The following is a 20,998-nucleotide window of genomic DNA, read 5'->3' on the forward strand; positions in this document are numbered from 1 at the left end:
TTCCCTCCTTGATTAAAAATGGATCGCTTTCCCGTCAACAGCAAGGGCAGCCTCGCCAATCGCCTCTGATAAGGTTGGGTGCGGGTGAATTGTTTGCCCGACTTCCCACGGCGTTGCATCAAGTACTTTGGCTAATCCAGCTTCAGATATCATATCTGTGACATGAGGACCAATCATATGAATCCCTAAAATATCATCTGTCTTTTGATCAGCAATGATTTTGACGAATCCATCTGACTCCCCGTACACAAGTGCTTTTCCGATCGCCATAAATGGAAATTTCCCCATTTTGACTTCGAAGCCTTGCTCTTTTGCCGCCTGTTCAGTGAGTCCAACACTAGCGGTTTCTGGGTGAGAATAAACACATTTAGATACGAGCGTTTCATCGAGCGGCTTCGGATCTTTCCCAGCCATATGCTCCACAGCAATCATGCCTTCGTGTGAAGCCACATGTGCCAGCTGAAGCCCGCCAATGACATCTCCTATTGCATAAATATGCGATTCTTTCGTTTGATAATGTTCATTCACAACAATGCCTTGTTTTTCTGTTTGGATGTCCGTGTTTTCAAGACCAATGCCTTCAATATTTGGTACTCTGCCGACTGATAGAAGAAGTTTTTCCGCTTCAAACGTCTGAATGTCTCCATCCTTTTCTGCTTGAATCGTCACGAGATTCTCCTGCTTTTTGACGGTATCTGGCAGTACTTTCGCATTTGTCACAAAGGTGATGCCTTTTTTAGATAAAAACTTTTCCATTTCTTTGGAAATGTCATGATCCTCTGTTGGCAATATTCGGTCTGCAAATTCAATCACTGTCACCTTCACACCAAAATCATTGAGCATGGAAGCCCACTCGATTCCGATTACCCCGCCGCCGACAATGAGCATCGACTGCGGAAGCTCTGGCAGTTCTAGTGCATCATCTGATGTTAGAATATGCGTCCCATCTGCTTCAAGTCCAGGCAGCACACGCGGTCTTGAACCTGTCGCAACGATGACCTGCTTTGGAATGAGCATCTCATTTTCATCTCCATTTGCCATTTCTACGGAGATGGTTCCTGGCATTGGCGAAAAGATAGATGGACCAAGAATACGGCCGATCCCTTCATAAACATCAATTTTCCCTTGTTTCATTAAATGTTTGACGCCGCCTGCTAGTTTCTCTACAATCTCTGCTTTTCTTTTCTGCACATTGGCAAACTGCAAGGCGATGCCGTTTGCCTCAACGCCAAAATCAGCAGCACGTTTGACGGTTTGATAGACTTCAGCACTTCTAAGCAGCGCTTTAGACGGAATGCATCCTTTATGGAGACAAGTACCGCCAAGCTTTTCTTTTTCTACAACTGCTGTTTTCAATCCAAGCTGTGAGGCACGGATGGCCGCTACGTAGCCGCCTGTGCCTCCACCAAGAATGACGAGGTCATATTCAGTTGCCATGACTTGTCACTCCTTTCTTCATCCGTTGATCATTTGGGTATTCTTTCGGAGATTCTTCTTCTTTTAAAATACGAAGTGCACCTTCTGCTAAGGATTGCAGTTCATTTTCACCTGGATACACGACAACATCTGAAATCCAGTCAATGTGACCTCTAATACTTGATGTAATTTGTTTGCTGTACGCTAGTCCGCCTGTTAACACAATGACGTCAACTGCGCCTTTTAAGACAGCACTAGCCGCACCGATTTCCTTGGCAATTTGATAGCACATCGCTTCATAAATCAGCGCCGCCCGTTCATCGCCTGCTTCAATCATGCGCTCAACTTTCACAGCATCTGTCGTACCAAGGTAGCCCGCAAGACCACCCTCACCAATAATGCGTTTCAGCATTTCCTCTTGGCTGTACTCACCAGAAAAGCAAAGATTGACGAGGTCACCTGTTGGCAAGGTCCCCGCTCGCTCTGGGCTGAAAGGTCCTTCGCCATGCAGTCCGTTATTGACATCAATGACTTTACCTTTTTCATGGACACCAATGGTGATGCCGCCGCCCATATGTGTAATAATCATGTTCAAATCTTCGTAGCGCTTCCCAAAAGATGCAGCTGTTTTTCTTGCGACTGCTTTTTGGTTTAATGCATGGAAGATGCTTTTTCTTTCAATCGTTGGCAGCCCTGAAATACGAGCAATTGGTTTTAGCTCATCCACTACAACTGGATCGACAATAAAAGCTGGGATGTTCAAACCAAGTGCAATTTCTCGTGCAATGATACCGCCGAGATTTGATGCATGCTGGCCAGCATATCCTTCTTTCAGGTCTTGCACCATTTGCTCATTGACTTCATATGTGCCACCTTCAATCGGACGAAGAAGACCGCCGCGCGCACAAACTGCATCAAACTTTGAGATGTTCATTCCTTGTTCATGCAGCGTCTTCAGGATTGTTTCTTGACGAAATGAAAACTGATCAATGATATGAGGGAATTGCTTTAATTCCTCATCTGTATGTCTGAGTGTCGTTTCAAAAATAGATCGTTCATTGTGAAACACACCGATTTTTGTTGAAGTAGAGCCAGGATTAATTGTGAGAATACGCCATTCTTTTGTCAGCAAAAACAAAACCTCCGTTTCAACTCATTCTTCAAATTAGCGACGACTTAAAATATGTTGGCCATTTTGCAGGAATTGACTTCTTGATTTGCGCATTCTTTCAATTCGCTCCTCCGCCAATCGGTCTGCCGCTTTATAAGTTGGAATGGCATCACGGTTTGAAATTTCAATCACGCGTTCAATGTTTTGGTAAATACCTTCTACCTTTTTCATCGCACGATCTGCATTATAGCCATAAAGCTCATCAGCAACGTTAATCACGCCGCCTGCATTGATTACATAATCAGGTGCATACACAATGCCCATTTCATGAATCAGATCGCCGTGATGCGTTTCTCTCAGCTGGTTATTCGCTGCACCTGCGATAACCTTTGCTTTCAGCTTAGGAATCGTTACATCATTAATCGTTGCACCAAGTGCACAAGGGGCATAAATATCACATGCTTGATCATAAATATCGTCAGGGTCTACAGCTTTTGCGCCAAAGTCTTCTACAGCTCGTTTTACAGAGTCTTTGTTGATATCTGTGACAATCAGCTGTGCGCCTTCTTCGTTCAGATGTTTACACAAATTGTAGGCCACATTCCCAACACCTTGGACAGCAATCGTTTTCCCTTCTAGTGAATCGGTACCAAATGCAGCTTTGGCAGCGGCTTTCATCCCTTTATATACACCGTAAGCCGTAACAGGAGACGGGTTTCCGGATGAACCAAATGCAGGAGAAATACCTGTCACAAAGTCTGTTTCTTCATGAATCAGATCCATATCTTCTACCGTTGTACCGACATCCTCCGCTGTGATATAGCGGCCATTTAATCCTTGTATGTAGCGGCCAAACGCACGGAACATTTCTTCATTTTTATCTTTTCTCGGGTCACCGATGATGACTGTTTTCCCGCCGCCAAGATTCAGGCCTGCTGCTGCGTTTTTATAAGTCATCCCTCTTGCTAGACGAAGTGCATCTTCGATTGCTGCTTCTTCGTTTTCATACGTCCACATTCTTGTCCCGCCTAGTGCTGGGCCAAGTGTTGTATCATGAATGGCAATAATCGCTTTTAAGCCAGATTGTTCATCCTGACAAAATACAAGCTGCTCATAATCGTATCGTTCCATATATTTAAAAAGTTCCATTGTTTATTCCTCCTATGACTTTCGCTTAATTTGATGTACAGATGGCAAGTGCAATTGAATAAAGCTTACTTTCAGCTGTATCCGACCGGCTTGTTAAAGCAATCGGTGCCTTCGCTCCTGCCACCACAGCTCCCACCTTTGCATGTGCAAAGTAGATGAGAGATTTATAAAGAATGTTCCCTGCTTCAATTGTTGGTACAAGCAAAATATCTGCATGACCGGCGACATCACTCGTAATATTTTTATGAGAAGCTGCTGTTTGAGAAATGGCATTGTCTAAAGCAAGTGGCCCGTCAATGAGGCATCCAGAAATTTGACCTCGCCTATTCATTTGCGCCAAGCTTGCCGCTGTCAAAGTGGAATCCATTGCCGGGTTCACGACCTCTACCGCAGATAACACGGCCACCTTTGGCATGTCGTTGCCGACAGCTTGCGCTACTTGAACAGCATTGATCGTAATCTCTTTGAACATGTTTAAATCGGGCGCGATGTTCATCGCAGAATCCGTGACATAAATAAAACGATCAAATCCCGGCACTTCGAATGCCGCGACATGTGATAGTACACTTGCCGTCCGCAACCCGTACTCTTTATTTAGCACCGCTTTTAAAAGAACGGCTGTCGTGACATGCCCCTTCATCAATATATCTGCATGCTTCTCACTCACTGCCTGCACAGCAATTTTGGCTGATTCTTCAGGAGAATCCGAATGAATAATATCTATCCAGTCTTCATTGATCTCATGGTGTTTCACCAGCTCCTTCAGGTTGCGTTTGTTTCCAACCAGCAGGAAGCGAGCGACCTTTCGTTCAATTGCCATCTTGATGGCATGAAGCACTTCTTCGTCTTCTGCATGAGCCACAGCAGCAGTTTTATTCTGCAGCTGGGCGGCTTTCATAATCAGATCGTCAAGCTTCATATATGCCCACCTTTCCTTATGCTCGGGTTCATGGTTTTCATATGCAAGTTCTATGCCAGCTTGAAACGCAGCGAAATAAGGCATTTCACATGAAATATATGCAACTTTTTGCAGGTAACGTGCATTTTATTGCATGCTATCTTTTGCAAGTTGATATTTATCCATTTTATAGTAAAGATTTCGAATGCTAATCCCTAACGTTTTCGCTGTTTTCGTGCGGTTGAATTGATGCTTTTCAAGGGTTTGTTTAATCAGCTGCGCTTCAAACGCTTCAACAGCATCCGAAAGTGTTTCTCCCTCAAATTGACTGACAGCCAGTTCCTGCTGCTCTTTTTCTTCCTGCTCTTCTGATTCCATGAAGGAAATATGATCTTCATCGATCCATTCTTCTTGCGGATTCAAAAAGATCATGGCTCGTCCAAGGACATTTTCCAGTTCTCTTACGTTCCCAGGCCAGCTGTAGGATCGAAGTCTATCGAGCGCACCTTCCGTTAAGCCGCTCACATTTCGACCATAGTCTAAATTAATTTTCTGAATAAGGCGTTTGCTCAAGGAATCAATATCTTCAAGTCGCTGCCTTAGTGGCGGAATCGAAATCGGATATCTGTTCATCCGATAATATAAGTCCTCTCTGAACTTTCCTTCCGCCATCGCTTTTTCAATATTGACATTTGTTGCGGTAATCACACGCACGTCAACAGGTATCGCTTTTGTTCCGCCTACTCTAACAATTTCTTTCTCCTGCATCACGCGTAATAATTTCGCTTGTGTACTTGGCGTCATTTCACCAATTTCATCTAAAAAGATACTGCCGTGATTCGCCTCTTCAAACAGCCCTTTCTTCCCGCCGCGCCTTGCACCAGAAAATGCGCCTTCCTCGTAGCCAAAAAGCTCTGACTCTAAGAGGGATTCTGATAAGGCCGCACAGTTGACTCTTACGAAGCGATTATATTTCCGGTCACTTTCATTGTGTATAGCGTGCGCAAATAGCTCTTTCCCAGTACCTGATTCCCCCCTGAGTAAAATAGTGGCTGGTGTTTTAGCCCCTAGCTTTGCCTGCTCAAGCGCCACAAGCATTTGCTCACTTTCTCCAATAATGTCTTCAAAAGTGTACTTTGCCTCAAGTGTCCGGATGAGCTGTCTTGCTTTATTTAATTCATTCGTGAGTGATTGAATTTCTGATACGTCATGAATGACGCCGACACTGCCTTTTAAAATACCATCAACGATCACTGGCGCTACGTTGACGATCACATCCTTCTTATTAGGTCCGACTTTCATTCTGACGCCTCGAACCGGCCTTCTTGTTTCAAGCACCTTCAAATGCATGCTTTCCCCTTCAGAAATATCCGCACCCGCAGGCTTGCCCACAACCTCTTTGTCTGTTAATCCCGTCATTTTCGTATAAGCTCTGTTAATTAAAATTCCTTTCCCCTGCTCATCTACGACGGATATCGCTTCATCTGATGATTGAATGATAGCCTCGAGCATCGTGCGCACTTCTTTGAGGTTTGTGACTTCTTCTGCAAGCTCCACTGCATCTGTAATATCTTTAAAAATGGATAGAGCGCCTAGCATTCTTCCTGCGTCATCAATAATCGGCAAACGTGTTGTGACAATTTGTATTTGCTGATTCAGAAATTGTTTTTGATGAAATTCCGGCTCCCTCGACCTTAAAATATCGGGGAGTTTTGTATTCGGGATCACTTCACGTATGTGCTGACCAATCGCATCTTTTTGCGAACGTCCAACCATTTTGGCAGCCGATCGATTAAACAGAACGATTTCTTCATCCATATTAATAAAAATCATGCCATCGTTCGTTGCATTAAAAATGCGGTCATGTTTATAGGTTTGTTCTTTTAATATTTGAATGAGCTGATGCTTTTCTGACATTAATTCTGATATGACGTATGCCATCGAACTTGGAACAATGACAGACTGCTCTGTTTTTTCTTCTATCAGTTCTTTAAGCACAGCTGAACTGCCCGTTGTTTCAATGATGATATCAATGTCATCTTTTATGTATTCTTTCCAATCCGTTGTCGTATCAATTCCATTCTTTTTCGCTTCTACCATCCCCGGTGCCCCAAGATCAAGGTCGGCGATTGCAACGATTTGAATCATATTTGTTTTCAGCAGTGTTTCAAGCAATGCTGATCCACCCTGTCCTGCACCGACAATCAAGACTCTCTGCATCCCGTTACCCCTTTATATGAAAAAATTTGCACACCATATTTTTCCGTTGCAAAAAATTGCACAACTCTTATATTACCACGTTTTCCTTTCTTGACAAAATATTTTTTGAATTAGACAATGGAAGTAAATGACGTTTAAGGGGACATTTGATGGGGAGAATACTTGCATTAGTGATTATTTTAATACCTGGCGCGCTTGCTGCACTTGGGATTAAGCTGCTGCGTGACACTGTTTTCGGTATCATCATTGCACCATTTCCATTTTTATGGCTGCAAGGAATTGCAGGGTTGTTTTTTTTAGGGGGAGGTCTTTACGTAGTCGCTGGCTTTATTTTATATCGAGACCGCAAACGAAATAAAGTAACCACCCGCTTTAAACAGAGATAAACATGAAAAAAGACCCGCTATTGATCGCAGGTCTTTATTTCATTTCTTCTCTTATTTTGACGGCTCTATCAGGGAAATCAGTGAAAATTCCATCGACACCTAAGGAAAACATGTTTTTCATTTGTTTTTCACTGTTTACTGTAAATGGCCTGATGACTTGCTGGGCGGCATGGAGAGCCGATACAACTTCTTTTGTTACCCCTGCGCCCTTTATATTCGGATGATAACCTCTTGCAGGTACTGTTTTTATGTACATCTCTGGCTGATGAATGACATCCATTGTGAGAACAGCAAGCTCAACATGGGGCATCAGCTTGTGAAAAAGAGCTAAACTGCCGTGATGAAACGATGAGACAAGTACACGATCTTCTATTTGAAAGTGTTCAATTTGCTTCTTTACTTTCTCTTCAATACCAGGATATCGATAAATGGAGTTTTTCAGTTCAATATTGATGATGAGTGATGATTGCTGCGTCACGAGCTCCAATACTTCCTCCAAAAGAGGAATGGATACAGCACCGGTTTCTTCATAAAAAGAATGACTCGCATCTCCTGCTTTTAACTCTTCATATGTATAGTCTTTCACTAAGCCTTTCATATTCGTTGTTCTGTTCAGCTTCTCATCGTGAATGACAGCAAGCCTGCCATCTTTCGTCAGCTGAACATCCAGCTCAATTCCGTCAGCTCCAGAATGGAGTGCATGCTCAAAGGCTATCATGGTATTTTCAGGGTAGATTCCTTTAAAACCTCTGTGTGCAAAAATTTTCGTCATATGTCACCTCTAAGTATGATGCTTCCTTTCATTATGACGTGTCTCTTTTCATTTTTCCAGTTTGAGCACATAAAAAAACCTCTTCTGATTAGTACGAAGAGGTTCTGTATAAATTCGATCACGTAATCGCTCTGATGGCTTGCTCTGTCGTCTCGGCGTCAAGAGCAAAAAGGGAAGAAACAACTGCGACTGCTGTAACGACGGTTAAACCTAACAACAACTTTTTCATAAGATAACCTCCACTTTCTTTTGAAGTATTTGTGCATCGAATTTCTTTTCAAGAAAACGAATGGCATTTTGATAGTCATTTCGTTCCTTGAAGTATTTCGATATTTGTTCAGACAAATCCTCAAGCTCCACATATAATCTATTTTTTTCTATGTAGTCTAATTTTTCAGAGAATACGTCTGCTGCTCCACTATTTTCGCACATTAAATCTAAAATTTCAAATTTTACTATATATTCATTATTTTGGATGTCACAGCTATACTGAATGCCCTCTTTAATATATTCCTTCGCCTCTTGATTTCCTAGATGAACCAAGGCATTTGCCAGAACATATAAAGATTGGATGTAATAATGGCTATTGTCACGGTGCATTTGAATGCCCATCCCTTTTTTGGCATATTGTGCGCTTTTTTCGTAATCATGCTTCGCATAATAAAGAACGGCTAAATTGTGATAGCATTTCCCAATCAGCACTTCATTGTTAATGCGTTTACTTTTCTCAAGTGCTTCTTGGTATTTTTCCTCCGCTTCGTCAAATTGGATCAAATCGATACAATTACTTGCATGTAAAATCAAGCTGTCAATCGCCTGCGCTGTATACTCTTCATGCGCTTTGAACGTATCGATGGCTTTTTTGATATGATTAATGGATATGAAGTTTTGTTTCAGTTCGTAATAGATTGAAGCAACCTTATGATGAAAAGTTCCTACTTCAAGGTCCTCATTCACACGTTTTAGGCGTTGTTCTGCAATTTTGTAAAAGCTGATGGCTTCATCATACTTTTTCACATATGCAGCATATTGGCCTTTGTAAAAGTAAAAATAAAAATTAATAATGTCATCTGCTTTCTCATCAAGCGTTCCGACACTCTTCATAATGTGATTGGCTTTTTCAATATTTCCAAGTAACATTTCATGTCGGCCATTAACAAGCTGATAATAAAGGAGAACTTCGCGGTCTTCATCTGTATTTTTTAGCAAATTCTGAATTTTCTCTTTATAGATAGCAGATTTTTCTAGGTCATTTTGAGAAATGACCCTCGTCCACTTGCTAATTTCGTTCGCTACCTCAGCAGAGTGGATTTTCAGCTTTCCCATAACCTCACCCTCTTCTTTTCATTATTATAGCATAGTAAAAGAATGTGAAAATTATTAAATTAGACAATGGGAATATTCAGTTCAAATGGCACAATCTCTAAGAAGCCAGTGACTTTAAAACGCCAACCAATCAGGTCAATAGAAATAGAACTTTCGATCTCATTTGCTTTATTTACCAAATCCATCAGACCTTTTCCTCTCATCCTTTTTCTTACGAATGAGCGTTTCCTTCTTCTATTTTGAAGACCAAACAATTGATTGGCGTAGCTGATTACCACTAATTTATGTCATACCCATTTCTTTCATGCTTTATTTTTCATTTTATTCTGAAAATAAATCAAGCTGAGTTGTCCAAATGAGACAATAAGATGATTGTATCAATACAACCAATTTTTTACAATATTTTTCAAAATAAAAAAACGCCTCTTTGAAGAAACGTTTTTTTATGAAAATGAACTAGCTTGCCCTATGCTCTAGGCGCAGACGATCAGCCACCATTGCGATAAATTCAGAATTGGTTGGTTTTGCTTTAGACATGCTGACTGTATAACCAAAGAGTGAGGAAATGGAATCGATGTTTCCTCTGCTCCAAGCCACTTCAATCGCATGACGAATCGCTCGTTCTACTCTGCTCGCGGTCGTGTTAAATTTCTTCGCGATGTCTGGATACAACACTTTTGTGATGCTTCCGAGAAGCTCGATGTCATTGTACACCATTGAAATGGCTTCTCTTAAGTATAAGTAACCTTTAATATGAGCCGGGACGCCAATCTCATGAATAATCGTTGTAATGCTCGCATCTAAGTTTCTGCGTTTCGGTTCAGGTTTGTTTCGAAGGACACTGTTTTGGATAGATGAAGATCGATGGGTGACTTGTGTGCCGTTTCCACTGACTTGACGAATATGACCGACTAGGTTTTCCATATCAAATGGCTTTAAGATGAAATAAGATGCGCCCAAATCAACTGCTTTTTTCGTGACATCTTCTTGTCCAAACGCCGTTAGCATAATCACACTTGGTTGTTTGGTCATGTCATTGTTTTCACGGAGGCGTTCCAGTACAGCAAGGCCATCTAAATGAGGCATGATAATATCTAAGAGGAGAACGTCGGGCTCTTTATCTTTAAATAATGTCAGACATTCCTGTCCATTATACGCCACGCCAAGCACTTCCATATCTTCCTGTCCCTCAATATACTCAGTCAAAAGGCCAACAAGCTCTCGATTGTCATCAGCTACACACACTTTAATTTTCTCCACGTTCTTTCCTCCCCAATGTCGATTCCTTTAGTCTTTTGTATTTCTCTTCTGAGTGTTCAATTCGACAAAACCATGCTATCCCCTTTAAAAAACTTTAATTTTCCGAATAATAGAGCATTATCTAGCTTTTTCTACGTTTTTCTTAACGAATCGACGATTATTGCAATTTGACAACATACCATTTTCCATTTTGTCGAAAAATCTCTTTTTCCTTATTTTATAACATGATGGCAGAGAAAGAAAGGGGAGAAAAAAACTGCCGGAAGATTCGCGGCAGTTTGATGATCAGCTTGCTTTTTTGTTTTTTTGATAAAGATCGATGCCTGCTTCTGACAGCATCCATTCAATGTGTACGCCGTAGCCGCTTGTCGGGTCATTGACGAAAACGTGCGTGACCGCCCCGATGACTTTTCCGTTTTGGATGATAGGGCTTCCGCTCATACCTTGGACGATACCGCCCGTTTTACTTAAAAGACGCTCATCTGTTACCTTCAATACCATCCCTTTTGTTGCTGGGAATTTCTGCGGAGTCGTGCTGACGATTTTAATATCAAACTTTTCCACTTTATCATGATCCACAACGGTTAAAATTTCTGCTGGACCTTCTTTTACTTCATTTGATAAAGCAACTGGAAGTGGTTTGTCTGATACATGATTTTCAAGCTTTTCGGTTAACGTACCAAAGATACCAAATGGGCTGTTGCGGGAGATATCCCCGATCGTTTTTCGTTCGGAAGAGAATCTCGCCAATTTTTCTCCAGGATTGCCACCTGTGCCTTTTTCAATCGATGTTACGGTTGATCTGACAATTTCACCATTGTCGACAACAATTGGTTTTTTTGTATCCATGTCAGAAATGACATGCCCTAGGGCACCATATTTTTTAGAAGATGGTTCAAAGAAGGTCATCGTGCCGATTCCTGCTGCGGAATCTCGAATGTAAAGACCAATTCGATAGGTGCCTTCACTTGCATCTTTTGCGGGTGTTAATGTTGTTTGAAAGGTTTTATGGTCTCTTTTTATGAGTAAACGAAGCGTTTCACCTGTTTTCCCTGCTTTCTGGATAAATGGGGTGAGGTCATTCATTTTCTCCATCTTTTGACCATTGATTTCAATGATCATATCCCCTGATTGAATGCCTGCGGCTTCGCCTGGTGATTTTTTGCCGTCTGCTGTTGTGATTTGATGAAAACCTACAACGAGAACTCCTACAGAGTGGAGCTTGACGCCAATGGATTGTCCTCCAGGAACGACTTTTAATTCAGGGAGAACGTCGACTTTTGTTTTCTTAATAGGGAATCCTTTAAAATCATAAACAATTTCGGCTTTTCCCGCCTTTTGTCCTGTTACTTCAAGCTGATTCTTTTTCTCTGAAAGACTAAAGGCTTGTGAAGAAGCATTGGCTGACGCTTCTATTGATGTGTCAATTGAGTGCTTCTGTTTTTCAAATACAGCAACATTTGTTGGAATGCTGATGTATTCCTTCACTATGCTCATAAACCCTGTACTTATTAAAGAAACAAGGAGAATCACACCAATGGCTTTTCTCATCTTTTCGGGCATTCATTTTTCACTCTCCTCGCTCCTTACCCACACCAGAACACTCATGTTTTGGCTACATCTTTACTTTTGCCTTCTTCGCTTTGATTTATAACCGGCAGCTATAGAAAATGATTGGATAAATTGATAAAAGAAAAAGACGATTTCGTGGGTATATACAGCGATTTTGACACAATATAAAAAAGGCAGCTGATTTTTCAGCTACCCTGTTGTTTTGACATCATTTGCTTGATGCAGCAATTCTTTTGCGTGCTGTTTTGTCAGCTCAGTGACTTCCACACCCGCAATCATCCTGCCAATTTCACTCACTTTTTCTTCATGATTTAATGGTTTGACGCTTGTCAGTGTTCTGCCTGCTTTAGAGCGTTTAGAAATGAAGAGGTGCGTGTCAGCCATTGCTGCTACTTGCGGGAGGTGCGTAATGCAGAGCACTTGTGAGCCAGCCGCCACTTTGTAAATTTTTTCGGCAATCGCCTGTGCAACTCTGCCGCTTACGCCCGTATCGACCTCATCGAAAATAATGGAAGTGACTTCTTGTTTGGCTGAGAAGATACTTTTCACGGCGAGCATAACACGTGAAATTTCTCCACCCGAGGCAACTTTTGATAAAGATTTCATCGGTTCGCCAGGATTAGTAGAAATCACAAATTGAGCTTGGTCGATTCCGTTTTTTCCAAGCTGGACGGGCTTTCCATCTAGTAGCGGATTATCCGTGCTGCTAAAAGGCGCATACCGAATGGAAAAGGATGTATCAAACGTTGACTTCTCCATATACAAATCCTTTAGTTCTGTTTGAATTTGCTTCGCTAGCTTTTTGGCCCATTTTTTACGAAGCTCCGAAACGTTAAGTGCTTCAAGCAGAGCGTCACGGCTCATTGCATCCAGTTTGTTTTTAAGCGTCTGCAGGTGACTATCTCGATTTTGAATTTGATCGATTTCTTCTTCAATCTTCGCCGCATACTCCAAAATTTCCTCAACCGTTGTCCCGTACTTTCGTTTTAACTGCTTCATTTCATTCAGCCTAGACTCAATAAAATCAAGTCGTGCTGGGTCGAACTCTAATTGATCCAGCATGCTTCGCATTTGGAACGTCGAATCCTCTAATAAATAGTAAGAGTTCGACACTTGTTCGGATAGCTTTTTCAGATCGTCATTGATCTCAGAAACCTGCTCGAGCTCGCTTGATGACATGCCAACCCAATCAAGTCCCCCCTGCTCATTGCGCAAGGCATTATAGGCGTTTTGGAGTGAGGAAAAGATTTTTTCGTAGTTGCTGATCTGATGGCGCTCTTCTTGAAGCTTCTCATCTTCTCCCGGCTCTAATTGTGCCGCTTCAATCTCTTCTAGCTGAAATTGCAGTAAATCTAACCGGTGCACCATTTCCTGCTCATTCTCAGAGAGCTGTTTTAGCTTTTGGGCTGTCTTTGTATTTTGCTCATATGCTTCTTGATACTGTGACAAAGCAGGTGCAATTTCTTCTGCTCCAAATTGATCGAGTAAATGCAGATGATTTTCATCCTCCATCAATAACTGGTTATCGTGCTGCCCATGTATATCGAGCAAAAGGCGTCCTACTTCGCGTAAAAGTGAGATTGTAACGAGCTTGCCATTGATACGGCAAATGCTTTTCCCGTTATTGTTAATATCACGGCGAAGAATCATCATTTCATCCGTTGCGTCAATTCCCTGCTCTTCGCATAAAGCAAATACAGGATGGTCAGCTGCTGGTACAAGAAAAAGCCCCTCCAGCTCAGCCTTTTTCTCACCATAACGAACAAATTCAGACGACCCTCTACCTCCCACAAGAAGTGAGACAGCGTCAATCATGATAGATTTCCCTGCACCTGTTTCCCCTGTTAGGACTGTGAGTCCTTTTTCAAATGAAACCGTTAACTCTTCAATGATTGCAAAGTTTTTAATGGTTAGTTCTGCTAACACTCATTTGACACCTCTTTTTGTAAACCTGATTCTTTATAGAAGCTCTAAAATTTTGCTTGAAACTGTTTCCGTATCATCTATTGTGCGGCAAATGATCAAAATGGTGTCATCTCCGCAAATGGTTCCCATGATTTCTTCCCAATCTAAATTATCCATTAAAGCCCCAATCGCCTGTGCATTACCCGGCATGGTTTTGAGGACAATTAAATGACTGGCAGCATCCATTTTAATAAATGCATCCATTAAGGATCGCTTTAGTTTAGACAGCGGATTAAACCGCTGATCCGCAGGAAGGCTGTATTTATATGTTCCATTGTTCGTTGGCACTTTCACTAAATGCAATTCTTTAATATCTCTTGAAACGGTCGCTTGTGTAATGTTATATCCATCGGCTTTTAAAATATCGACTAGTTCATCTTGTGTTTCAATCTCTTGGCTCGCGATGATTTCTCTAATCTTGATATGCCTTTGACCTTTAGTCATTTTTGACCCCCCTAGGCGTTTGATCTCAGTTTGTCTTTACGTTCTATGTTATATGAACCACAGTTCAAAAAACAAGCGTTACGTGAGAAACGGCCAATTCTCATCTTTTGACCATGTAAAAAGGAATAATAGCGAGCTATTATTCCTTTTGTTTCAACCTCATGTATCAGCCGGCTCAGGACTGTTTTTCTTTTCTTTCAATACAGAATGGGCTTCCTTGACGATCTTTTCAAGCTCTGAAACCGGTAGTGCCGCATTCTCTTCTTGATCGGGATGAAGCACTAAATGGAGAAGGAACTCAATATTCCCGTCTCCGCCAGTAATAGGCGAAAATGATACATCCTTCACATCATAGCCTTCTTTTGCAGCAAATTGATTCATCTCTTCCAGTACACCAAGGTGGACCGATGGATCTCGCACGATGCCTTTTTTCCCAACAAGCTCTCTGCCTGCTTCAAATTGAGGCTTGACAAGTGCAATACAGTCTCCGCCTGGGACAAGAATGTGCTTTAAAGCCGGCAGAATGAGTTTAAGTGAAATAAAAGAGACATCAATTGACGCCACTTCTGGCAATCCTTCAGTAAAATTTGCTGGGACGGAATGACGGAAATTGGTGCGCTCCATGACGATGACCCTGTCATCCTGCCTTAATTTCCACGCAAGCTGATTGTAGCCAACATCAACAGCATATGATTTGACCGCTCCATTTTGAAGCGCACAATCTGTAAATCCACCTGTTGATGAACCGATATCAATTAGCAATTTCCCTTGAACGGTTAAGTCGAATTCTTTTAGCGCTTTTTCGAGCTTTAACCCGCCGCGGCTCACATATTTCAGAGGGTTCCCTTTCACAGTGAGCGGTGTATCACGAGCGATTTTCTCTCCTGGTTTATCCAAACGGTTTTCATTTGAGTAAACGATCCCTGCCATAATGGCACGCTTTGCTTTCTCTCTCGTTTCCATTAGTCCTTGTTCGACTAATAAAACGTCAAGTCGTTCTTTCTTTGATGTCATGATCCAATTCCTTTTCTTGGTGCTGCGGGAAGCAGGTCACGTAAAGTATCAGCAACCTGTGCTTTCGTCAAACCAATTTCTTCAAGCAGGGCATCAACACTTCCATGCTCAATAAATTCATCTGGAATGCCCATACGTTCTACTTTAATATGAGATGCTTTCTTATCGTGTATATATTCTAAAACGCTGCTGCCAAATCCGCCTTGGAGCACAGCTTCTTCAATCGTTAAAATCGGAATACCTTCAGAAAAAATGTCATTTAACATCGCTTCATCAAGAGGCTTAATAAAACGAGCATTGACAACACGAACCGATTTCCCTTCTTTTTGAAGTTCTTCTGCTGCTTGGAGTGCCATTTTAATCGTCGTACCAAATGTTAAAATCACGGCATCCTTCCCTGGACGAAGAACCTCCCAGGACCCAATTGGAATGGTTTTCAGCTGTTCATCCATTTTGACACCTAGCCCATTACCGCGCGGGAAGCGCATAGCAATAGGACCGTCATCGTACTGAATAGCTGTATTGACCATGTGCTGTCCTTCATTTTCATCTTTTGGCATCATGAGTACCATATTCGGCATATGACGCATAAAGGCAATATCAAACACACCTTGATGGGTTTCTCCATCTGCACCGACAAGTCCAGCACGGTCAATGCCAATAAATACGTTAAGGTTCTGACGACAAATATCATGTAGCACTTGGTCATAGGCTCTTTGTAGGAACGTTGAATAAATCGCTAAAAATGGCTTCATGTCCTGCGTCGCAAGCCCAGCTGCCATTGTGGCTGCATGCTGCTCGGCAATTCCTACATCAAACATCCGCTCTGGAAATTCCTTCGCAAAGCCTTCAAGCTTTGAACCAACAGGCATCGCAGGCGTGATCGCAACAATCCGCTCATCTTCCCGTGCCAGCTTTCTGACCGTTTCACTAACGAGACCACTCCAAGACGGAGCTGCTGCTGCCGGTTTTACAAAATCCCCTGTATCAATTTTGTATGGACCCGTACCGTGCCAAGTCCCGACTTTATCGGATTCTGCCGGCTGATAGCCTTTTCCTTTTTTCGTGATGACATGCAGAAGAACAGGACCTTTTGTTTTCTTTGCATATTCAAGATTTTCAAAAAGATCTTCATACGAATGTCCGTCGACAGGACCTAAGTAGGTAAATCCCATTTCCTCAAAAAACATGCCAGATACAAGTAAATATTTGAGGCTGTCTTTGATACGCTCTGCTGTGGCAGCAAGCTTACCACCAACAGCTGGAATGCGCTTGAATAAATATTCAAGCTCGTCTTTTACCCATTGGTATTTGCCAGCTGTACGTAATCTACCAAGCATTGTGTGAATCGCACCGACGTTTGGTGCAATACTCATTTCATTGTCGTTTAATATGACAATCATATCTTTCTTTTCATCACCGATATGATTCAAAGCTTCTAGCGCCATACCTCCGGTTAGTGCACCATCTCCGATAATCGGCAGGATATATTCATCTGTCCCTTTGATATCACGCGCTGCCGCCATACCCATCGCGCCAGATAACGAGGTTGAACTGTGACCTGTCTCCCACACATCATGCTCGCTTTCATTTCGTTTAGGAAAACCGCAAAGCCCTTTATATTGACGAAGTGTATCAAACTCCGACCCTCTTCCCGTTAACAGCTTATGAACGTAAGACTGATGTCCAACATCCCAGAGGAATTTGTCTTTTGGGCTGTCAAATACTTTATGAAGCGCAACAGTCAGTTCAACGACTCCCAGGTTCGGACCGATATGCCCACCAGAGTTAGCTAAGGACTCAATTAAAAACATGCGAATGTCAGCACTAAGCTCCTCTAATTCTGCATTTGACATTCCTTTTAGAAACGTTGGATTTTTTATTGATAAAAGATCCAATTAGGATCAACTCGCTTTCAACAAAATTTCTATATACATCTATAATGCCTTATTCCTTTGAAAACCAATAGGGAATAAGAGTTGTCTCATCATAATAAACTGTTTACAGTTTACCACAATTGCTCGAGGACCCTCAAATCTAGGCTGTTTTTAATGATCTCTTGAGGCAATTAGATCACATAAATCATGCAGCAATTGCTGCTCTAATTGAAGATTTGAGACAATTTCTTTTGCACGTGTGATGTGCTCATGCAGCTTTTCTTTTGCTCCTGAAAGCGTTAATAAAGAAGGATATGTCGACTTTTCATTTGCTGTATCAGAGCCGACCCGTTTTCCGATTTTTTCTTCGCTTCCTTCGAGATCTAAAATATCATCACGGATTTGAAACGCAATGCCAATATGATAGCTGAATTCCCTTAGCTTTTCGATATCGTCATCTGATGCTCCTGCCAGCATTGCACCTGCTGCGACACTGAATGTGAGAAGCTTTCCTGTTTTACGGGCGTGAATGGATTCTAGTTCAGCAAGCGATACTTGTTTTTGCTCTGCTTCCATGTCGTCAAATTGACCGCCAACCATTCCTAGTGCACCTGCTGACTTTACAAGCTCATCCACAATTCTGAGCTTTTTGTCAGCAGAGACGCCGCTAGACAGCTGAGATGTAATCAGGCGAAAGCTTTCTGTTAAAAGGGCATCACCTGCGAGAACCGCTGTTGCTTCTCCGTACACTTTATGATTCGTCGGTTTTCCTCTGCGAAGGTCATCGTCGTCCATGCAAGGAAGGTCGTCATGTATCAATGAATACGTATGAATCATCTCAACCGCACAGCCGACAGGTATACCGTCTTCTTCGTTTTTACCGTAGGCATTTAGAAGAGCAAGAACGAGAACAGGTCGAAGCCTTTTCCCGCCCGCTTTAAGAGAATAGAGCATAGAAGATTTCAGGTCTTCAGGAATCGTCAATTCCTGAACATATGTAAATAAATAATCTTCAATGGCCTGCTTTCGTGTTGTTAAAAATTCATTTAAATTACTTGTCACCAGCATCTGCCTCCTTCACTGAGAAGGGAGCCAGCTCACCGTCCTCTTTTAAAATGAAATCCATTTGCTTTTCAACATGCTGTAATTTTTCATGACAAAGCTTCGAAAGGGTCATGCCTTCTTGAAAATAATGAATGGCCTGCTCAAGTGGTACATCTCCTTCTTCGAGCTTTCCCACAATCTCCTCAAGACCTTTCATCGCCTCTTCAAATGTCATTTGTTCTTCTTTTTGTTTATTGGATTCTGTCATGTTGATTGCCCCTCCTTCTCAATAACCTCACAAATCAGACGTCCATCCCTCATCGTGATGGTCAGCTGATCCTTCGGCTCTACTTGGTTCACACTTTTTATTAGTTCATCTTCTTTATAGGCTAAGCTGTAGCCTCTTTCCATCACTTGAAGTGGATTTAATGCATTTAGTTTACCAAGAACCGATTGGAACTGCGAATGAATTGTTTTCATTTGCACATTCATACTGCGAATGAGCTGTTCTGTTTCATTGGCGTGGCGTTTTTTCGCTTGAAGCAGCTGCTCTTTAGGGTGAAGCGGCTTCAGCCTGTATGTCTGGCGGTCTAGCTGACTGCGTTTTTGCTCAATTTGTCTCGTCAGCTGTTTTTGAAAACGGTCAAATACCAAATCGAATTGCTGCTCTTTTTGCTCCTGTAATCGTTTTGGAAAACGGAAGGCATAAGAGGATTGCAGCGCCACAAGACGATCCTTCGCTTGTGAGGTTCGATTCTTTACCGCTCTTGTTAGCCGTATATCGATTGATTTGATTCGTTCAATTAAATCGGTCGTGCTTGGAACAGCAAGTTCGGCTGCTCCTGTTGGTGTGGGTGCTCTCATATCTGCAGTGAAATCACTGATCGTAAAGTCTGTTTCGTGTCCAACTGCAGATATGATTGGAATGTCTGATGCGAAGATGGCTCTTGCGACAGCTTCTTCATTAAAAGCCCAAAGCTCTTCAATCGAACCGCCTCCTCTTCCGACAATCAAGACATCACAGAGCTGTTTTTCATTCGCTTCCTTAATTCGCTCTACGATGGAACGGGTCGCATGCTCACCTTGAACGAGCGCCGGAAGCACAATGATTTTCGCCTGCTGATAGCGCCGATTGATGGTCGTAATGACATCTCGAACAGCCGCTCCTGTTGGAGACGTAATGACACCAACAACCTCTGGATATTCGGGGATTGTTTTTTTATAGCGCGCATCAAATAAGCCTTCACTTGCTAGCTTTTTCTTCAGCTCTTCATAAGCAAGATGAAGAGCACCAACACCATCAGGCTGCATTTCTTTTGCATATAATTGATAGTTACCGTTTGGTTCATAGACTTGAATTCCGCCTCGTACAAACACCTTCATTCCACTCTTAGGTGAAAAAGGCAGCTTCGCCGCAGAGCGCTGGAACATGACAGCTTGCATGCGTGCATTTTCGTCTTTTAAGGTGAAGTACACATGTCCTCTTGAATGAATCTTGACATTGGATAGCTCACCTTTGATCCAAATATCTTCTAAATGCGGATCAACATCAAATTTTCTTTTTATGTATTTTGTAAGGGCTGTGACCGTCACAAAGGCTTTTTCACTCATGACGTATTCCTCCTCTTCAAAAACGCACATTCATCCACCAGCAGCATGCAGGTGGATGAATGGATAAAGCTTATGCTAATGTACGTTTTGCTGATTTAACCGTATTATGTGCAAGCATCGTAATCGTCATTGGACCGACTCCGCCAGGGACTGGTGTGATATAAGAAGCTTTTTCTTTTGCCTCTTCAAAATCAACATCTCCAACAAGCTTTCCAGTATCCAAACGATTGACTCCTACATCGATCACAATAGCGCCTTCTTTAATTTGGTCAGCTTTAATAAAGTTTGCTCGACCGACGGCAACAACTAAAATATCCGCTTTCAACGTATGTTCTGAAATATTCGTTGTTCTTGAATGGCAATAAGTAACCGTTGCGTTTTCGTTTAACAGCAATTGTCCTACTGGTTTACCGACAATATTGCTGCGTCCGACAACAACGACTTCTTTTCCAGAAAGACTGACGCCCGTTTTATTTAGTAATTCAACAATGCCTGCTGGTGTGCATGGAAGGAATGTGTCTTCCCCAAGGAGCATTTTCCCGATATTCAATGGATGGAAACCATCAACATCTTTTTCAGGTGAAATACGTTCAATCACGGCTTTTTCAGAAATATGTTTTGGCAGTGGAAGCTGAACAAGAATCCCGTGGAATTGATCGTTCGCATTGTACTGATCAATCAGCTGAAGCAATGCTTCTTCTGTTAAAGAAGCATCTAAATGATCTAGCTGGAAATGCATCCCCATTGCTTCTGCTGCTTTTTTCTTCCCGCGTACGTAAGAAAGTGAAGCCGGATCATCACCGATTAGAATAACGGCAAGACCAGGTGTGACACCTTTTTGTTTTAGCTCTTCTACTTCTTTTGCTAATTGCTCACGCTTTTCTTTTGCTGTTTCTTTCCCATCGATGATTGTTGCTGTCATGTCGAATCCTC

Annotated in this window: 19 protein-coding genes; 1 reads left to right on the plus strand and 18 read right to left on the minus strand. The window is 42.1% G+C overall.

Annotated elements, in window-relative coordinates; translation table 11 throughout:
* Positions 1-12: 12 nt before the first annotated feature.
* From lpdA to MKY18_RS11035, 5 genes are read right to left on the minus strand one after another with little or no spacing between them, the layout of a single operon-like run.
* The gene (gene lpdA / locus MKY18_RS11015) at positions 13-1,437 is read right to left on the minus strand and encodes a dihydrolipoyl dehydrogenase (RefSeq protein WP_065098374.1); all 1,425 of its coding nucleotides are present in this window, start codon (positions 1,435-1,437) and stop codon (positions 13-15) included.
* Positions 1,427-2,554 carry a butyrate kinase gene (buk, locus tag MKY18_RS11020; RefSeq protein ID WP_106067129.1) on the minus strand — a complete coding sequence of 376 codons (1,128 nt, stop codon included), beginning with the start codon at positions 2,552-2,554 and terminating at the stop codon, positions 1,427-1,429. The genes lpdA and buk overlap by 11 nt, the downstream gene beginning before the upstream one ends.
* 27 nt (positions 2,555-2,581) lie before the next feature.
* The gene (gene bcd / locus MKY18_RS11025) at positions 2,582-3,676 is read right to left on the minus strand and encodes a branched-chain amino acid dehydrogenase (RefSeq protein ID WP_044141009.1); all 1,095 of its coding nucleotides are present in this window, start codon (positions 3,674-3,676) and stop codon (positions 2,582-2,584) included.
* 25 nt (positions 3,677-3,701) lie between these two features.
* On the minus strand, positions 3,702-4,679 hold the full coding sequence (gene yqiS / locus MKY18_RS11030) for a phosphate butyryltransferase (RefSeq protein WP_223252839.1): 978 nt from the start codon (positions 4,677-4,679) through the stop codon (positions 3,702-3,704).
* A 42-nt stretch (positions 4,680-4,721) separates the two neighbouring features.
* Positions 4,722-6,794, minus strand: a complete 2,073-nt coding sequence (locus tag MKY18_RS11035) for a sigma-54-dependent Fis family transcriptional regulator (protein ID WP_216927364.1) — start codon at positions 6,792-6,794, stop codon at positions 4,722-4,724.
* Positions 6,795-6,943: 149 nt separating this feature from the next.
* Between MKY18_RS11035 and MKY18_RS11040 the strand changes: the two genes are divergently transcribed.
* A complete protein-coding gene (locus MKY18_RS11040) occupies positions 6,944-7,180 on the plus strand; it encodes a DUF2627 domain-containing protein (RefSeq protein WP_050943781.1) in 237 nt (78 codons plus the stop codon).
* A 34-nt stretch (positions 7,181-7,214) separates the two neighbouring features.
* Here the strand turns inward: MKY18_RS11040 and MKY18_RS11045 are convergent, their stop codons facing one another.
* The 13 genes from MKY18_RS11045 to folD form a co-directional block, all read right to left on the minus strand.
* Positions 7,215-7,952 (minus strand): glycerophosphodiester phosphodiesterase, encoded by a 738-nt coding sequence (locus tag MKY18_RS11045; RefSeq protein ID WP_065098376.1) that lies wholly within the window; start codon positions 7,950-7,952, stop codon positions 7,215-7,217.
* Positions 7,953-8,177: 225 nt separating this feature from the next.
* Complete coding sequence (locus tag MKY18_RS11050) at positions 8,178-9,278, minus strand: Rap family tetratricopeptide repeat protein (RefSeq protein ID WP_065098377.1); 1,101 nt, start codon at positions 9,276-9,278, stop codon at positions 8,178-8,180.
* Positions 9,279-9,337: 59 nt separating this feature from the next.
* Positions 9,338-9,463 (minus strand): hypothetical protein, encoded by a 126-nt coding sequence (locus tag MKY18_RS11055; RefSeq protein WP_260406885.1) that lies wholly within the window; start codon positions 9,461-9,463, stop codon positions 9,338-9,340.
* A 271-nt stretch (positions 9,464-9,734) separates the two neighbouring features.
* Complete coding sequence (spo0A, locus tag MKY18_RS11060; RefSeq protein ID WP_003215740.1) at positions 9,735-10,538, minus strand: sporulation transcription factor Spo0A; 804 nt, start codon at positions 10,536-10,538, stop codon at positions 9,735-9,737.
* A gap of 285 nt (positions 10,539-10,823) precedes the next feature.
* The gene (spoIVB, locus tag MKY18_RS11065; protein ID WP_003215755.1) at positions 10,824-12,101 is read right to left on the minus strand and encodes a SpoIVB peptidase; all 1,278 of its coding nucleotides are present in this window, start codon (positions 12,099-12,101) and stop codon (positions 10,824-10,826) included.
* A 198-nt stretch (positions 12,102-12,299) separates the two neighbouring features.
* The gene (recN, locus tag MKY18_RS11070) at positions 12,300-14,036 is read right to left on the minus strand and encodes a DNA repair protein RecN (protein ID WP_065098378.1); all 1,737 of its coding nucleotides are present in this window, start codon (positions 14,034-14,036) and stop codon (positions 12,300-12,302) included.
* Between the two features lie 33 nt (positions 14,037-14,069).
* On the minus strand, positions 14,070-14,519 hold the full coding sequence (gene argR / locus MKY18_RS11075; protein WP_065098379.1) for a transcriptional regulator ArgR: 450 nt from the start codon (positions 14,517-14,519) through the stop codon (positions 14,070-14,072).
* A gap of 159 nt (positions 14,520-14,678) precedes the next feature.
* Positions 14,679-15,533, minus strand: coding sequence for a TlyA family RNA methyltransferase (locus tag MKY18_RS11080; RefSeq protein WP_065098380.1), 855 nt, complete (start codon positions 15,531-15,533; stop codon positions 14,679-14,681).
* Positions 15,530-17,431 carry a 1-deoxy-D-xylulose-5-phosphate synthase gene (dxs, locus tag MKY18_RS11085; protein WP_044140998.1) on the minus strand — a complete coding sequence of 634 codons (1,902 nt, stop codon included), beginning with the start codon at positions 17,429-17,431 and terminating at the stop codon, positions 15,530-15,532. Before dxs ends, MKY18_RS11080 begins: the two co-directional genes overlap by 4 nt.
* Before the next feature lie 150 nt (positions 17,432-17,581).
* Positions 17,582-18,472: a polyprenyl synthetase family protein gene (locus tag MKY18_RS11090; protein WP_113767412.1), complete on the minus strand. Its 891-nt coding sequence runs from the start codon at positions 18,470-18,472 to the stop codon at positions 17,582-17,584.
* Positions 18,462-18,722 (minus strand): exodeoxyribonuclease VII small subunit, encoded by a 261-nt coding sequence (locus MKY18_RS11095; RefSeq protein WP_003215880.1) that lies wholly within the window; start codon positions 18,720-18,722, stop codon positions 18,462-18,464. The genes MKY18_RS11090 and MKY18_RS11095 overlap by 11 nt, the downstream gene beginning before the upstream one ends.
* Positions 18,719-20,065 carry an exodeoxyribonuclease VII large subunit gene (gene xseA, locus MKY18_RS11100; protein ID WP_185108549.1) on the minus strand — a complete coding sequence of 449 codons (1,347 nt, stop codon included), beginning with the start codon at positions 20,063-20,065 and terminating at the stop codon, positions 18,719-18,721. Before xseA ends, MKY18_RS11095 begins: the two co-directional genes overlap by 4 nt.
* A gap of 70 nt (positions 20,066-20,135) precedes the next feature.
* The gene (gene folD / locus MKY18_RS11105) at positions 20,136-20,987 is read right to left on the minus strand and encodes a bifunctional methylenetetrahydrofolate dehydrogenase/methenyltetrahydrofolate cyclohydrolase FolD (protein WP_065098384.1); all 852 of its coding nucleotides are present in this window, start codon (positions 20,985-20,987) and stop codon (positions 20,136-20,138) included.
* Positions 20,988-20,998 lie beyond the last annotated feature (11 nt).

The sequence above is a fragment of the Bacillus sp. FSL R7-0672 genome, assembly GCF_038601465.1.
Classification (GTDB): Bacteria; Bacillota; Bacilli; order Bacillales; family Bacillaceae; genus Bacillus; species Bacillus pumilus.

What these genes read in the sequence shown, in the direction of transcription:
- xseA (WP_185108549.1), bottom strand. Translation starts at nt 20,065, where the DNA reads ATGAGTGAAAAAGCCTTTGTGACGGTCACAGCCCTTACAAAATACATA.
- spoIVB (WP_003215755.1), bottom strand. Translation starts at nt 12,101, where the DNA reads ATGCCCGAAAAGATGAGAAAAGCCATTGGTGTGATTCTCCTTGTTTCT.
- argR (WP_065098379.1), bottom strand. Translation starts at nt 14,519, where the DNA reads ATGACTAAAGGTCAAAGGCATATCAAGATTAGAGAAATCATCGCGAGC.
- MKY18_RS11095 (WP_003215880.1), bottom strand. Translation starts at nt 18,722, where the DNA reads ATGACAGAATCCAATAAACAAAAAGAAGAACAAATGACATTTGAAGAG.
- folD (WP_065098384.1), bottom strand. Translation starts at nt 20,987, where the DNA reads ATGACAGCAACAATCATCGATGGGAAAGAAACAGCAAAAGAAAAGCGT.
- MKY18_RS11040 (WP_050943781.1), top strand. Translation starts at nt 6,944, where the DNA reads ATGGGGAGAATACTTGCATTAGTGATTATTTTAATACCTGGCGCGCTT.
- yqiS (WP_223252839.1), bottom strand. Translation starts at nt 4,679, where the DNA reads ATGCCTTATTTCGCTGCGTTTCAAGCTGGCATAGAACTTGCATATGAA.
- MKY18_RS11045 (WP_065098376.1), bottom strand. Translation starts at nt 7,952, where the DNA reads ATGACGAAAATTTTTGCACACAGAGGTTTTAAAGGAATCTACCCTGAA.
- bcd (WP_044141009.1), bottom strand. Translation starts at nt 3,676, where the DNA reads ATGGAACTTTTTAAATATATGGAACGATACGATTATGAGCAGCTTGTA.
- MKY18_RS11055 (WP_260406885.1), bottom strand. Translation starts at nt 9,463, where the DNA reads ATGGATTTGGTAAATAAAGCAAATGAGATCGAAAGTTCTATTTCTATT.
- MKY18_RS11080 (WP_065098380.1), bottom strand. Translation starts at nt 15,533, where the DNA reads ATGACATCAAAGAAAGAACGACTTGACGTTTTATTAGTCGAACAAGGA.
- MKY18_RS11050 (WP_065098377.1), bottom strand. Translation starts at nt 9,278, where the DNA reads ATGGGAAAGCTGAAAATCCACTCTGCTGAGGTAGCGAACGAAATTAGC.
- MKY18_RS11035 (WP_216927364.1), bottom strand. Translation starts at nt 6,794, where the DNA reads ATGCAGAGAGTCTTGATTGTCGGTGCAGGACAGGGTGGATCAGCATTG.
- lpdA (WP_065098374.1), bottom strand. Translation starts at nt 1,437, where the DNA reads ATGGCAACTGAATATGACCTCGTCATTCTTGGTGGAGGCACAGGCGGC.